The 13817-nt window shown below is 68.0% G+C and carries 11 protein-coding genes; 5 read left to right on the forward strand and 6 right to left on the reverse strand.

The window, feature by feature from the left end:
- Window positions 1-42: 42 nt before the first annotated feature.
- The gene (locus VER16_RS05515; RefSeq protein WP_324806287.1) at window positions 43-825 is read left to right on the forward strand and encodes an ABC transporter ATP-binding protein; all 783 of its coding nucleotides are present in this window, start codon (window positions 43-45) and stop codon (window positions 823-825) included.
- Between the two features lie 75 nt (window positions 826-900).
- On the opposite strand, the gene VER16_RS05520 is transcribed toward VER16_RS05515, so the two are convergent.
- Together VER16_RS05520 and VER16_RS05525 are read right to left on the reverse strand one after the other, a co-directional pair.
- Entirely contained in the window at window positions 901-2103 is a 1203-nt protein-coding gene (locus tag VER16_RS05520; RefSeq protein WP_324806082.1) for a DUF4785 domain-containing protein, read from the reverse strand.
- A gap of 11 nt (window positions 2104-2114) precedes the next feature.
- Window positions 2115-2993 carry a hypothetical protein gene (locus VER16_RS05525; protein ID WP_324806083.1) on the reverse strand — a complete coding sequence of 293 codons (879 nt, stop codon included), beginning with the start codon at window positions 2991-2993 and terminating at the stop codon, window positions 2115-2117.
- A 243-nt stretch (window positions 2994-3236) separates the two neighbouring features.
- On the opposite strand from VER16_RS05525, the gene VER16_RS05530 reads away from it, so the two are divergent.
- Window positions 3237-4076, forward strand: coding sequence for a phosphatase PAP2 family protein (locus VER16_RS05530; RefSeq protein ID WP_324806085.1), 840 nt, complete (start codon window positions 3237-3239; stop codon window positions 4074-4076).
- Between the two features lie 124 nt (window positions 4077-4200).
- On the opposite strand, the gene VER16_RS05535 is transcribed toward VER16_RS05530, so the two are convergent.
- Window positions 4201-6468 (reverse strand): TonB-dependent receptor, encoded by a 2268-nt coding sequence (locus VER16_RS05535; RefSeq protein ID WP_324806087.1) that lies wholly within the window; start codon window positions 6466-6468, stop codon window positions 4201-4203.
- 160 nt (window positions 6469-6628) lie between these two features.
- Between VER16_RS05535 and VER16_RS05540 the strand changes: the two genes are divergently transcribed.
- Window positions 6629-7675 carry a TIGR00266 family protein gene (locus VER16_RS05540; protein ID WP_324806089.1) on the forward strand — a complete coding sequence of 349 codons (1047 nt, stop codon included), beginning with the start codon at window positions 6629-6631 and terminating at the stop codon, window positions 7673-7675.
- A gap of 147 nt (window positions 7676-7822) precedes the next feature.
- Window positions 7823-8815 carry a patatin-like phospholipase family protein gene (locus VER16_RS05545; protein WP_324806091.1) on the forward strand — a complete coding sequence of 331 codons (993 nt, stop codon included), beginning with the start codon at window positions 7823-7825 and terminating at the stop codon, window positions 8813-8815.
- Between the two features lie 13 nt (window positions 8816-8828).
- On the opposite strand, the gene VER16_RS05550 is transcribed toward VER16_RS05545, so the two are convergent.
- Together VER16_RS05550 and VER16_RS05555 are read right to left on the reverse strand one after the other, a co-directional pair.
- The gene (locus VER16_RS05550) at window positions 8829-10826 is read right to left on the reverse strand and encodes a hypothetical protein (RefSeq protein ID WP_324806093.1); all 1998 of its coding nucleotides are present in this window, start codon (window positions 10824-10826) and stop codon (window positions 8829-8831) included.
- Window positions 10827-10912: 86 nt separating this feature from the next.
- The gene (locus tag VER16_RS05555) at window positions 10913-11395 is read right to left on the reverse strand and encodes an Lrp/AsnC family transcriptional regulator (RefSeq protein ID WP_004153377.1); all 483 of its coding nucleotides are present in this window, start codon (window positions 11393-11395) and stop codon (window positions 10913-10915) included.
- A 125-nt stretch (window positions 11396-11520) separates the two neighbouring features.
- On the opposite strand from VER16_RS05555, the gene phhA reads away from it, so the two are divergent.
- Window positions 11521-12414 (forward strand): phenylalanine 4-monooxygenase, encoded by an 894-nt coding sequence (gene phhA / locus VER16_RS05560; protein WP_324806096.1) that lies wholly within the window; start codon window positions 11521-11523, stop codon window positions 12412-12414.
- An 87-nt stretch (window positions 12415-12501) separates the two neighbouring features.
- Here phhA and VER16_RS05565 read toward each other — a convergent pair whose 3' ends face one another.
- Complete coding sequence (locus VER16_RS05565) at window positions 12502-13704, reverse strand: Fic family protein (RefSeq protein WP_324806097.1); 1203 nt, start codon at window positions 13702-13704, stop codon at window positions 12502-12504.
- Window positions 13705-13817: the final 113 nt, after the last annotated feature.

The following is a 13817-nucleotide window of genomic DNA, read 5'->3' on the forward strand; positions in this document are numbered from 1 at the left end:
ACCCTTACCCCTGCCCCGTCCAGCGGGGACCTTCCTCCGCTCATCGAACTGGACCACGCCAGCGTCATCCGTGGCCAGGTGAAGGTCCTGCACGGGCTCAGCCTGCGCATCGCGCAGGGCCAGCACACCGCGCTGCTGGGCCCGAACGGCTGCGGCAAATCGACCTTCATCAAGCTGATCACCCGCGAGCTGTACCCGCTGGCCCAGGCCGATGGCCGGGTGGCGGTGAAGGTGCTGGGGCAGAACCGCTGGCAGGTCGACCGCCTGCGTTCGCAGCTGGGCATCGTCACCGGCGACCTCAGCAGCAACCTGTCCGACATGCCCGGCCTGACCGTGGAACAGGCGGTGCTGTCCGGTTTCTTCGCCAGCTATGTGGTGCCGGCGTTCCGCGAGGTGACGGCGGACATGCGTGCGAGGGTGGGCGAAACCCTGGCCATGACTGGCGCGCTGGCGCTGCGCGAGCGTGCCTATGCCGAGCTGTCGGCCGGCGAGACCCGCCGCGTGCTGATCGCCCGCGCCCTGGTCAACCGGCCGCAGGCGCTGCTGCTGGACGAACCGTCCACCGGCCTGGACCTGGTGGCGCGGCAGCAACTGGTGGAGACCATGCGTGTGCTGGCCCAGCAGGGCATCACCCTGGTGCTGGTCACCCACCACATCGAGGAAGTGATTCCCGAGATCGAGCGGGTGGTGCTGCTGCGCGACGGCCGCGTGCTGGCCGATGGCACCCGCGATGAACTGCTGCGCGATGAACCGCTGTCGGCGGTGTTTGGCGGTGCGATCAGCGTGGTGGAACAGAATGGGGTCTTGACCGCGTACGCGGGGTAATCGGCAGGCGAGCATGGGCTCGGCTCTACATCATGCAACGCGGCGGGCCGGTGTATCCGGCCCGCCACGTTCCAGTCAGAACCGCAGCGCCAGCGCGCGCGATTCGATCGGCGCCATCCGGCTCTGGTCCTGCAGCTGCAGGTCACGCAGCTCATACGGCGCACCGAAGCCGGCCGGCAACGCAGCCTGGTCGAACGGCAACACCAGCACGCCACGGCCGGCGCCCTCGAACCAGGCCGCCGCATGCGCCTGTGCCACCGGTTTCAACTGCCCATCGGCGCCGGTGGCGTACAGCGTGCCGCGTGCTTCGTAGCGCCCTGCGGCGGCCACCTGCAGTGGCAGGCTGACCTGGCGGCTGGCGGCATCGGGCGTGGCCTGCCCGCTGAAGCGCGCCGTCGGTTGCGCCACCGCAAAGGCCACCTTGCCATCACGCAGCACGCCGTCGGCCTGGGCGAACACCTGCAGTTCCCACAGGCCCTGCACCGTGCTGGCTTCGGCCGGAATGCGCACCTGCGCGCGCAGGCTGCCATCGGTGGTGCGCAGCAGCCGTTGCGGCCAGCTGCGGCCATCCGGTGCCACCAGCAGGGCTTCACCGCCCAGGCTGCTGTGGCGCGTGGCCAGCTTCGCGGTGCTGGCGCCATCCTCCAACAGGCGTGCCTGCAGCTGCACGCTGCCGCCGGCCAGCACCTGCGCCTGGTTGGCCTGCACCTCCAGCCGCACCGGGCTGTTGGGTTCCAGCACCTGCACCACGTAGCGGCCCTGCGCCTGCGCGCTCTGCAGCCGGTAGGCACCCACCGCGCTGCTGGCACCGGTGCGCAGCATGCTGCTGCCATCGTTCACCGCCATGCCGGCGGCCTGCAGCTGGCGTGCGTCTACACTGCGCGCCACGCCGGTGCGGCCGGCGGCATCACGTACCTGCACGGCTTCGGCAGGCAGCGCGCGCGCGCCTGCAGCGGGGCTGATCTGGATCACTGCGTCCGGTGCGGTCAGCGGCAGGTCCAGGCCGCGCTGCAGTTCGGCCGCGTCAATCTGCTGCCAGTAGCTGCGGCTGACCGCCGCGTAGGCGCCCGGCGCCTGCAGCGGCTGCGTCGGGTCCAGGGCCCAGGCGAAGGCCAGCGGCACACGCTCGCTGTCATCGGCCGGCAGCGGCGCGGCCACCAGTGACGCGGGCACTTGGTCACCGGCTGCGGCGGCACTCAGCGCCTGCGCGGCATGCACCGGCGCGACGGCGAGTGCGGCCAGTACGGCTGCGGCCAGCAGGGTGGAATGGATCTTCATGGTCATCTCCCTCACTGGGTCAGGTCGTTGCGCAGGATCGTGCCGAGGCCGAAGCACTCGCGGCGGCTCTGGTTGTGGCTCAGCGGTTCGGCGCCCTGGGTGCGCGCCTTGTCGGTGAACCACAGGCTGCCCGCCGCCTTCTGGCTGCTGCATTCCAGGAAGCCGTCCGAACAGGACGACAGCCAGTTCTGGGTGAACTCCAGGCCGACGTTGGCCGCATAGCCGCCGCAGTAGCTGTTGCTGTCCCACACCGCCGATTCGACATCGCTGCCGACCACCGCGCGGAAGGGTTTGGGCAGTGCCGGGCGGCCGGCGGTGCCGTACAGGTTCTGCGCGTTGTAGGTGGCCATGTGGCCGACCTGCTGCATGCGCACGGCATCGTTCTTGTAGCCCAGCAGCCAGCCCAGCGAGGTTTCGAAGGTGTTGCCGTTGAGCACCGCATCGGCCAGCGGCGTGCCCGCCGAGGACGGCGCCAGCGCGGTGACCTTGCGCACCGTGCGGATGATCTTCGGGTAGCGGCTGTCGTAGGTGGGGTTGGACAGGATCCAGCGCACCACGTTGCCGCCATTGGAATGGGTGATGACCACCAGCTGGGTGATGCCACGGCTGTCGATGAAGCCGGTCAGCTGTTCGGCCAGGCACCCCGCCGCTTCCGGCTTCCACATGTACTGCGTGAAATCGCAGTTGATGACCACGTAGTTGCTGCTGTTCGGCAGCCCTTGGCGCACGGTGTCGATGATCGCCGGCTGCCAGTAGTCCTGGGTGGCGTTGGTCTGTGCGCCGGTGCCGTGTACGAAGGCCACGCCGTAGACATCGGCGGCCTGTGCCGGGGTGCAGGCCAGGCCCAACAGCAGGGCCAGGACGGTACTTCCTGTTGCGGTGCTGCGCATCGCATTTCTCCCTCGTCAGCGGATCCCCCCGGCCCGGCTGTGGGCCGATGCTCGCTGCCAACGCGCGTGAAAGTCCGTGCGCTGCGCCCGTTTTCAGTAGATTGGCGACGTTGAATGCTGTTGTTGCAGGATCGTGACCGGAGCAAGCCACCATGCCGGGTCTGGCCGTATGACCCATGGACGCTGCAGCCGGCAGGAGGGGCTGCGATCATGGCCGCTGTGTTTCCTGTCTCGAGCCTGCCCATGTCCCTGCCCGCCCTCCCCGCCCGCCCCCTGCTCGGCCTGGCCATCGCCCTGTCGCTGGCCGGTTGCGCGTCCACCGCCACCGCACCCACCGTAGTGGAATCCAACGTCACCACCAAGGCCGTGGGCTACCTGGACAAGGCCGTCGTGCCGGCCAGCATCGCCCTGGTGCCGGCGCCGCCGGCAGCCGGTTCGGCCGGCTTCGCGCTGGATGAGCAGGTCAGCCGCGAAGCCCGCGCCCTGCGCGGCACGCCGCGCTTCAGCCAGGCGACCCGCGATGCCGAACTCGGCTTCCCCGCGGGTGCCAACCAGTTCTCCTGCGCCGCCGACATCGACGTGGACGCGGTGAAGACCCCCGCCCTGTACCGCCTGCTGGAACGCAGCCGCATCGATGCCAGCGCGGCCACCAAGGCGGCCAAGAACCAGTACCAGCGCCCGCGCCCGTTCATGGTCAACGGCGAGCCCACCTGTACGCCCGAGGACGAAGCCGGGCTGCGAAAGAACGGCTCCTATCCGTCAGGCCACACCTCCATCGGCTGGGCCTGGGCGCTGATCCTGTCGGAGATCGCGCCGGACCGCGCCGACGCCATCCAGGCGCGTGGCCGCAACTACGGCGAGAGCCGCCTGGTGTGCAACGTGCACTGGCAGAGCGACATCCTCGAAGGGCGTTTCATGGGCGCTGCTGCGGTGGCCCGCCTGCATGACAGCGCGGCGTTCAACAAGGATCTGCTGGCGGCACGCAAGGAGATCGCCGACGCTCGCAAGGCCGGCCTGCATTCCAGCCGCGACTGCGCGGCCGAGGAAGCGGTGCTGAAGGTGCGGCCAGAAAGCGCGCTGTAACACACGCCTCCGTAGAGCCGAGCCATGCTCGGCTCACAGCAGTCGAGCATGGCTCGACGCTACAAAAAGCAGAAGGGCCGGCATTGCGCCGGCCCTTCTTCATTGCATCACGCCATCAACCGCGTCAGAACTTCGCGGTGAACTCGACGCCGAACGTGCGCGGCTCGTTGAGGAAGCCGGTCAGGTTGTTGAAGTCGATCGCGCCGACCACACGGGTCTGGTTGGTCAGGTTGCGGCCGAACACGGCCACGTCGTACTGGCCGTAATCCCAGTTGTAACCCACGCGCAGGCCACCTTCCAGCGAGCTGCGGCTGCGGAACTCCGGCGACTCGTACAGGAAGAAGTTCACCGGCCCCTTGTACGCCCAGTCGGTATAGACGTAGATCTCGCTGGCGTCGTTCACCGGGAAGCCGGCACGCAGGGTCAGGTTGTGGATCCACTTCGGCGCCTGCGGCAGCGGGTTGCCGTTGACCAGCGCGTAGGTGCCACCGTTGATGATGGTGGTCGGGTCGGTGATGGTGCAGCCACCGCCGCAGATCGCCACGGCCAGATCCTTGTCCTTGATCTCGGTGTCGTTGTAGCTGCTGCCCAGGGTCATCAGCACGTGGTCGGTCAGGTACGCCTCGAAGTCCAGCTCGAAGCCCTGGCCGATGGTCTTGTCGGCGTTGAGCAGGGTGGCGGTGTTGTTGCTGCCACCCACGGCGATCAGCTGCTGGCCATCGACGTTGTAGCGGAACACGTTGAAGCCCAAGCGCGCGCGACGGTCGAACAGGTCGGCCTTGATGCCGGCTTCATACGAGATCACCTTCTCCGAATCGGCCTGGGTGACGCCGCCGAAGGCCAGGCGGCCCTGGATCGACGGTGCACGGAAGCCCTTGGCCACGCGCGCATAGGCGTTGATGTTGTCGGTGATCTGGTAGACACCGCTCAGGTCCCAGCTGACGTCGTCGACATCGCTGTTGGCCAGGTACGGGCCGCTGACCGGCGTGCCGCCGGAGACAGCCTGCAGCACGCTGGCGGTGAAGTCCTTCTTGTCCTGGGTGTAACGCACGCCGGCACGCAGCTTGAAGCGGTCGGTCACGTCCAGGTCGCCCGAGGCGAATGCGGCCCAGGCCTTGTTGCGCTGGCTCTGCACGGCGTGGCCGGTCTGCGGGTTGCCCGGGGTCAGCGAGTCGTAGTTGAAGCTGTCGATGGTCACGTCTTCATCGAAGTAGAAGACGCCGGCCTGCCAGTCGAAGCGGCCCCACTCGTTGGATTCGACGCGGAATTCCTGCGTCCACTGGCGGTGGTGCGGCAGGCCGTCAGCCGATTCGGACGGGAACGGGATGAAACCCGGGCCGTAGTTGCCGGCGCCCAGGAACGAGGCACCGTAGCCGCCATCGACGTCGCCGTGGTTCAGCGATTCGGCGGTTTCATAGCCGGTGATCGAGTGCAGGGTGACGCGGCCCAGGTCCCACTTGATGCGTGCGCTGCCGCCCCAGGTTTCCAGGTTGGAGAAGTTCAGGCCATCGGTGGAGACCTTGTCGCGGTCGAAGTTCTCGACCAGCGCGTTGCTGCCGGGCTGGATGATGTTGGCGCGGAACAGGCGCGCGGTGCCGTTGAGCTTGCGCTTGTGCAGGTTGAACAGCGCTTCGACGTCGTCACCCTCGTACAGGAACTGCACGCGGCCTGCGGCCTCGTCATAGCCTTCGAAGCCCGAGCTGGGCGCGTTGGCGACGGTGTTGTCCACGTAGTTGTCGCGGCGCTGGTACAGCGCCGAGACGCGCGCCGACCAGCGGCTGGTCAGCGGGCCGCCGTAGGCGCCCTGCACGTTCCAGGTGTCGTAGCTGCCGTAGGAGACCTTCACGTAGCCATCGGCGTCCTGCGACGGACGGGCCGAATCGAACTTCACCACGCCGGCCGGGGTGTTGCGGCCGAACAGCGTGCCCTGGGGGCCGCGCAGCACTTCCACGCCGGCCAGGTCGAACAGCGGGAAGCCCTTCAGCAGCGGGCTTTCCTGCACCACGTCGTCATACACCAGCGATACCGGCTGCGAGGCGTTGAGGTCGAAATCGGTATTGCCCAGGCCGCGGATGTAGAAGCGCGGGAAGGCACGACCGTAGGACGATTCGATGTTCAGGCTGGGCACGCGCGCGGACAGGAAGCGGATGTCGTCGCCGGCAGAGCCGAGCACATCCAGCTTCTCGCCCTGGATCGCGGTGATCGCGACCGGCACGTCCTTGGCGTTCTCGACGCGGCGCTGCGCGGTCACCTGCAGGGCATCGAGGGCAACCGGATCCTTGGCAGCGGGTGTTTCCTGGGCGGCTGCTACCAGCGGCAGCAGGGCGGAAAGAGCGGCAACGAGGGGACGCGCGACCGGAAGTCGGCCACGGGAAGTGCGGGTCGGAGACATGGCGGTAGGCTGTGTTTGGAGGGGTGGTAAAACGGCGCTACCAGATAATTGTTGCAATACAGCACGCGCGCCGCAAATGCTGATCGTTCATGGCCCCCTGCGGCAGTGCCGCTGGCAGGACGCTAGACTCTGGTTTTCTCCTTGCAAAGGACCTGCTGCTATGACCCAGTGGTACTTCCATGCCGCCGGCCAGGCCGAGCGCATCGGCCCGCTCGATGGAGACGCTGCGCGACAGTTTGCGCGGGATAATCCGCGCGCACTGGCCTGGAGCCAGGGCATGGACGGGTGGACACCCGTGTCCGAGGTGGCCGCTCTGCAGGGTGCTGCGCCCCCCGTTGCGCCCCTGGGGCCGCCGGTCAGGTCCGCTGCCGCAGCCGCCGACCCACAGACCATCAGCAGCAGCGGCGGCCACGGCGATCCCATCGATTTCCGCATCGTCGGCCATGAAATGCAGTTCGTGGAGATCGGCCTGGACCCGGGTGAAAGCGCGATCGCCGAGGCCGGCGCGCTGATGTTCAAGGAATCCACGGTGCAGATGGACACCGTGTTCGGCGACGGCTCGCAGGCCAGCAGCGGGTTCATGGGCAAGGTGATGGCCGCCGGCCGCCGCGTGGTGACCGGCGAAAGTCTGTTCGCCACCGTCTACACCCAGACCGGCACCGGCCGCGGCAAGGTGGCCTTCGCCGCGCCCTACCCCGGCACGGTGCTGCCGATGAAGCTGGACCAGCACGGTGGTCGCCTGATCTGCCAGAAGGACAGCTTCCTGGCCGGCGCGCGCGGCGTGCGCATCGGCGTGCAGTTCCAGCGCAGGATCATGACCGGCCTGTTCGGCGGCGAAGGCTTCATCATGCAGAAGCTGGAGGGTGACGGCTGGGTGTTCATCCACGCCGGTGGCTGCGTGGTCGAGCGCGAGCTGGCCGCTGGCGAGCGCCTGGACGTCGATACCGGCTGCGTGGTGGCCTACCACCCGACGGTGGAAATGGATGTGCGCCGTGTCAGCGGCATCAAGAGCATGCTGTTCGGCGGCGAGGGCGTATTCCTGGCCACCCTGACCGGGCCGGGCAAGGTCTGGCTGCAGTCGCTGCCGTTCTCGCGCCTGGCTGGCCGCATGTGGATGGCTGCGCCGCAGGGCGGCGGGCAGAGCCGTGGCGAAGGTTCGATCCTGGGCGGCCTGGGCCGCACGCTGGGTGGCGACAACCGGTTCTGACCGGCACGTGGTAGCGCCGGGCCATGCCCGGCGAGCACAGCGGCACCTGAACCATCCGCCGGGCATAGCCCGGCGCTACCCATGGATTTTGCATCCTTCGGTATGCTGGCGCCCTTTCCTGAATCCGGCGCCCCGAGCGCATTGCCGATGAGCCTGTTCCGCCCCCGCGTGCTGCTGTCTGTCGCCCTGCTCGGCCTGCTGGCCGGTTGCGGTGGCGAAGAGGTCCGCCCCACGCCGCCGCCGCAGCCCACCCTGGTACCGCAGGCCAAGCCGGTGAAGATCGGCATCGCCCTGGGCGGCGGCGCGGCCAAGGGCTTTGCCCACATCGGCGTGATCAAGATGCTGGAAGCCAATGGCTTCGAACCGGTGGTGGTGTCGGGCACCAGCGCCGGCAGCGTGGTCGGCGCGCTGTATGCCAGCGGCATGGACGCGTTCCAGATGCAGAGCAAGGCTGTGGCGCTGGATGAAGCCAGCATCCGCGACGTGCGCCTGTTCTCCGGCGGCCTGGTGCAGGGCCAGAAGCTGCAGGACTACGTCAACGAACAGGTGGCCAACCGCCCGGCCGAAAAGCTGAAGAAGCCGTTCGCCGCGGTCGCCACCCAGCTGGAGACCGGCGAGCGCGCGATCTTCGTGCGCGGCAACGTCGGCCAGGCCGTGCGCGCGTCCAGCAGCATCCCCGGTGTGTTCGAGCCGGTGAAGATCGGTGGCCGCAACTATATCGATGGCGGCGTGGTCAGCCCGGTGCCGGTCGATGCCGCGCGCCAGCTGGGCGCCGAGTTCGTCATCGCCGTGGACATTTCCAGCAAGGCCAGCGGCAAGGCGCCGACCGGCATGCTGGGCATCGTCAACCAGTCGATCTCGATCATGGGCCAGCGCCTGGGCGAACAGGAACTGGCACGCGCCGACATCGTCATCCGGCCGAAGGTGCTGGACATCGGCGCCGCCGATTTCAGCCAGCGCGGCACCGCCATCCTCGAAGGCGAGAAGGCCGCAATGGCGGCGATGCCGCAGATCCGCGCGAAGATCCAGCAGATGCAGAAGGCACGCGCCGCTGCACTGGCACCGGCCGCACCGGTGGTGCCGAAGTGCGATGAGCCCTCGCGCCTGGGCAAGCTGATGGGGCGCAAGGACAAGTGCTGAGCTGACGCCGGCCCTAGCGCACAGGGCGGTAGCCGCTGGCCTGCTGCCGCTCGCGCCGGCGGGCCTGGCGTGCCTGTTCCTGCAGCGCGGCGGTGTGCTGCAGCTGTTCCATGCCATCGGCCGGCACGTGCAGCTGGCGGCGCGCGCGGGTCAACGCCAGGTACACCGCGCGCACCGGGTCGTGCCAGATGCGCGCGCCCTGCCCCGCACTGAAGCACCCCGGCGACAGCGAGACCACGTCGAACTGCAGGTTCTTCGCATGTTCGGCCAGGCACAGCACCACGCGCCCATCGGCGGGCGTGTCCTGGCCATCCAGTGCCTGCAGCAGTGACTGCACGCGGTCGGCCGAGGCGAACAGCGCCTGCAGTGCGCCCTGCCCTTCGCCGGGCTGTGCGGCCAGCGAGCGCTCCCATTCCTGGTTCGATCCGCCGTCGCGGCGGCGCCATGCATCCAGTGGCCCCTGCAACGCGCTGCGCAGCGCGCGCAGCGATGCCGGGTGCAGGTAGGGCCGCAACCCGTGCGCGTGCAGCTGTGCGGCATCCAGCGCGAGATCGGCGACGTTGCCGTGGATGCGCAGGCCTTCGCTCGGCACCTGCGCCCATGCGCGGTAATGCAGCACGCCGGTGGCGCGGTCAGCGGCACCGACGAACGGACCGCTGTCCTGGCCCAGGCCGTCCAGTGCCAGCGTCTGGTTGACCAGGCCATCGACTTGGTTGCCCTGGCGCACCGACTGGTGCATTTCCAGCACCTTCGATGCGGCCCAGCGCGGCACCGTCCCCGTCAGGCACTGGTGCGGGTCCCCCAGGCTGACCACGCCGGGGGCATGGCCGGCCAGCAGCTGCTTCCACGACGGGCTCAGGTCGTGCGCCTCGTCCACCAGCAGCATGCCCATGTCCTGCGGCGGGGTGACGCCGCGCAGCGCCAGCCATTTGCCGATGTGCGCCGGGCTCAGGCTCAACAGCGTGCCGCGCTGCAGTTCGGCATCGAACATGCTGCGCCAGACGTGCTCGGCCGCCGCCAGGTAGGGCGCCACATCGAGCATCGCCGCCGGCACCGAACGGTCGAAATGCTGGAACGCCATGCGCGGTGCGGACGATGCGCACCAGCGGTTGATGGCTTCGAAGGCTGTCAGCAGCACCTGTTCCGGGCTGCGCCCGCCGATGCCCTGCAGGTCGATGCGGCCGGCGATCTCGCGCGGGGTGCGGGTGCTGCGCCGGTAGCTGGCGACGAAGCCGCCGGTCTGGCCACTGCGCGCGGCGTGCTGGGCCACGCGGTTGGCGAATTCGATCTGGGTCAGCAGGCGCACCGCGGTGCTGGACGGTACGCGGGCGCGGAAGGCTTCGACCTGGCCGCGCGACGGCGCGATGTAGGTGTAGCGGCCCGGCCGCGCATCCATCAGCGCCAGCACCAGATGGCCCTTGCCGGTACCGGCGTAGCCATCGAGGTCGATCAGTTCATCCGGGTTGGCGGCGATCGCGCGCAGCACGCGGGCCTGCTCGGACGTGTACAGGCCGTGGTGTTCGACCGCGCGCGCATCGCTGGCCACGGCCTCGTCCTGGTCATCGTCTTCATCGTCGCTGGCGAACGCGGCCGGGAAGCGGATCTCGTGTTCGGCCAGGGTTTCCTGGCAGGCCTGCTGCAGGGCCAGGCCGGGGTACCCGCCGGGCGACTGCACGATGAAGTCCTGCAGGATCTCCGCCGGTGCAAGCAGCACGCCATGGGCGGCCAGCGCGGCCAGCCAGGCATCCAGTTCCGGCTGGCCACCACCGCCGGCGCCGGCAAGCTGCGCGGCCGCGCCGTCATGGCTGGCGAACAGCGCGCAGGCCTCGTGAAGCAGGCGCTCGATCTCCGCCGGGGCGTGCAGGCGCGTGCGGCACAGCTGCGCGGCCATCAACCCGGCCTGTTCCAGCGCGGTCTGCGGCGGCGTGCCATGGGCGATGTAGCGCGCCAGCGATTTGCGCTGCAGCGGCAGGAAGGTGGTGGCAAGCACCGGGTGCTGGATGTCGGACATGCCTGGAACCGGAAAGGAACGCTGCGCCGCGCGCAGGGCGGTGATGCTCGGCTACCTGCCCGGCGCCGTCAAATCGCGGCGGCTGTTCATTCCAGCTGCGACAGCGGCAGTGCCTGGAAGCCCTTTACCGTACGCAGCACGAAGCTGGAGTTGGCGTCGGCCACGCCGCCCGCATTGAGCAGCCTGTCCAGCAGGAAATGCGAGAAGTGCTCCAGATCGCGCACGTAGACGTGCAGCAGGTAATCCATGTCACCGGTCAGCGCGTGGCAGGCCACTACCTCGTCCCAGCCCTGCACGCTGTCGACGAAGTGGCCGATGGCGGCCTGGTCGTGCTTTTCCAGCTGCACGCGGACGAAGGCCTGCAGGCCCAGGCGCAGCTGGCGCGGCTCCAGGCGCGCGCCATAGCCGACGATCACCCCTTCGCTTTCCAGCCGCTGCAGGCGGCGCAGGCAGGCCGACGGCGACAGGTTCACCCGCGTCGCCAACTCCGCGTTGGTGGCGCGACCATCACGCTGGATCTCGGCCAGCAGGCGTATATCCGTGCGATCGAACTGGACTTCTCCGGCCATTGCTGCCCCGCAACACGGTGAGTACGCAACGATATTGCGCCAAGCGCCCCATTACGCGCAACTTTTGCAACCCTGTTGCGCGCCCCCTGCCCTAGCATCACCGGTATCCCTTCAAGGAGTGCCCCATGGACCTCGCCCAGCCCCGCCGCGTCGAACACCAGCAGACCGACAAGGGCTACGTGCCGGTGTACACCACCGCGCTCGTCGAGCAGCCGTGGGAGACCTATACCGGTGACGACCACGCCACCTGGAGCACGCTGTACCAGCGCCAGCGCGAACTGCTGGTCGGCCGCGCCTGCCAGGAGTTCCTGGACGCGCAGGACGAGATGGGCATGAACGCACACATGATCCCGCGCTTCGACCAGCTCAATGAAGTGCTGGGTGCGGCCACCGGTTGGACCCTGGTGGGCGTGGAAGGCCTGCTGCCGGAACTGGATTTCTTCGACCACCTGGCCAACCGCCGCTTCCCGGTGACCTGGTGGATCCGACGTCCGGACCAGATCGACTACATCGCCGAACCGGACCTGTTCCACGACCTGTTCGGCCACGTGCCGCTGCTGATGAACCCGGTGTTCGCCGACTTCATGGAGGCCTACGGCCGCGGCGGCGTCAAAGCCCATGCGATCGGTCCGGATGCGCTGCAGAACCTCACCCGCCTGTACTGGTACACGGTGGAGTTCGGCCTGATCGACACCGCCGACGGCCTGCGCATCTACGGCGCCGGCATCGTGTCATCGAAGGGCGAATCGCTGTACTCGCTGGAATCGGCCGCACCCAATCGCATCGGCTTCGACCTGCAGCGGATCATGCGTACGAAGTACCGCATCGACACGTTCCAGAAGACCTACTTCGTCATCGACAGCTTCGAGCAGCTGATGCAGGCGACGTCGCCGGACTTCACCCCGATCTACGCCGCACTGGCCGACCAGTCGCACCTGCCGGCCGGTGATGTGCAGGCCGATGATCGCGTGTTCCAGGCGGGCACCGGTGAGGGCTGGGCCGACGGCGGCGACGTCTAGTAGTGCCGAGCCATGCTCGGCTGCACAGATCAGCCACAGGGGTCAGATCCCTTTCGCACGAAAGGCTCTGACCCCGAAGACTGCGGGTCAGCGCGGTCGGTCGTGAAGCGGAGTGGGCAGTTGATTGAGCCGCTGCATCACCGCGTGCGCGTGATAGGTGCGTCCCCAACGGCGATCGTTGCCGGCGACGAGAATGCCTTCTGCCTCAAGCGCGTAGATCCCTGTCAGAGCTGAGCGATCAGAGACCCCCAGCAATGCAGCCACCTGACCTGCGGTCACCACCGGGTGGCCAATCAGCAGCGGCGGAAGCCTGCGCGCCACCGAGTCGCGGCGATAGCCTTGGAGTTCAACCTCCCACGCTGCGGTGAGCCGCGACATGTCATCGGCGATGGAAATCGCATCGTGCGCAGACTCCACCACGGCCTGGCACAGCATATCCATCCATGGCCCCCACTCACCGCGAAGCTGCACGTTGTTGAGGGCATCGTAGTAGGCCGTTTTATTGCGCAACAAGGCGCCTGACAGATAGAGCGGCGGGTGCTGTTCTGCGGCGAGGATCAACGGCAGCAGCAGCCTTCCCGTGCGCCCGTTGCCGTCCTTGTAGGGATGGATGGTTTCAAACTGTGCGTGGGTGATCGCGAGGTGCGCGATGATGTTGAGTTCGAACTGCTCTTCCTCGGCGGGCTCGTACTTCAACATCGCCTGCTCGAGTTCCCGCATTGCCGGTTCAATGCGATCCGGCGGGGAAGGCACGAAACGGGCGTCTTCCGGTCGTCCGCCCAGAGGGCCGATGATGGCCTGCTCCTGGCGGTACCGGCCCTTGGGAAAGTCGTCCGGGGCATCCTGCATCAACACCGCGTGGAGCTGATTCACCAGGGCGAGATCGAGTGCCTCGCGACCGCTTGAACGCACCGCATCAAGTCCCCGTTGCAGTGCCTGCACGTAGCGCTCGGTCACCACGACATCGGCAGGCAGACCGTCCAGGCCGAGCGTGGCCTCAAACACCAGCAGCTCGTCCAGGTTGGTCTGGATCCCCTCGATCTGGGAGCTCTGGACGGCTTCGCGTCGCGCGAGCGTCCGGGTCACCATGTCAGGGGCTGGCCATTGCCGCATCGCCTGATCCAGACGGTCCAGCGATGCATTTGCAGCGATGAGGCGCTGCCGCGAGCCCGCATGCCCTTCCGGCAGCCGACGGGGCGTCGGAGGAGGCGTCATGGCCAGCAGATTGGGCCGACCTTCCACGGGAACGAGGTAGGCCTGCAAGGGCCCTGCAATGTCTGCGCGACGCATCGGAAATCTCCGCTGGGATCACCCCTATCCTTCAAAAGCCTCCCACGCTTTTGAAGTTTATGCAGCTAAACTTCAAAAGTATTAGAGTGTTCTGAAGTTTCCGGGTACGCCGA

The organism is Stenotrophomonas sp., assembly GCF_035634915.1.
GTDB lineage: Bacteria > Pseudomonadota > Gammaproteobacteria > Xanthomonadales > Xanthomonadaceae > Stenotrophomonas.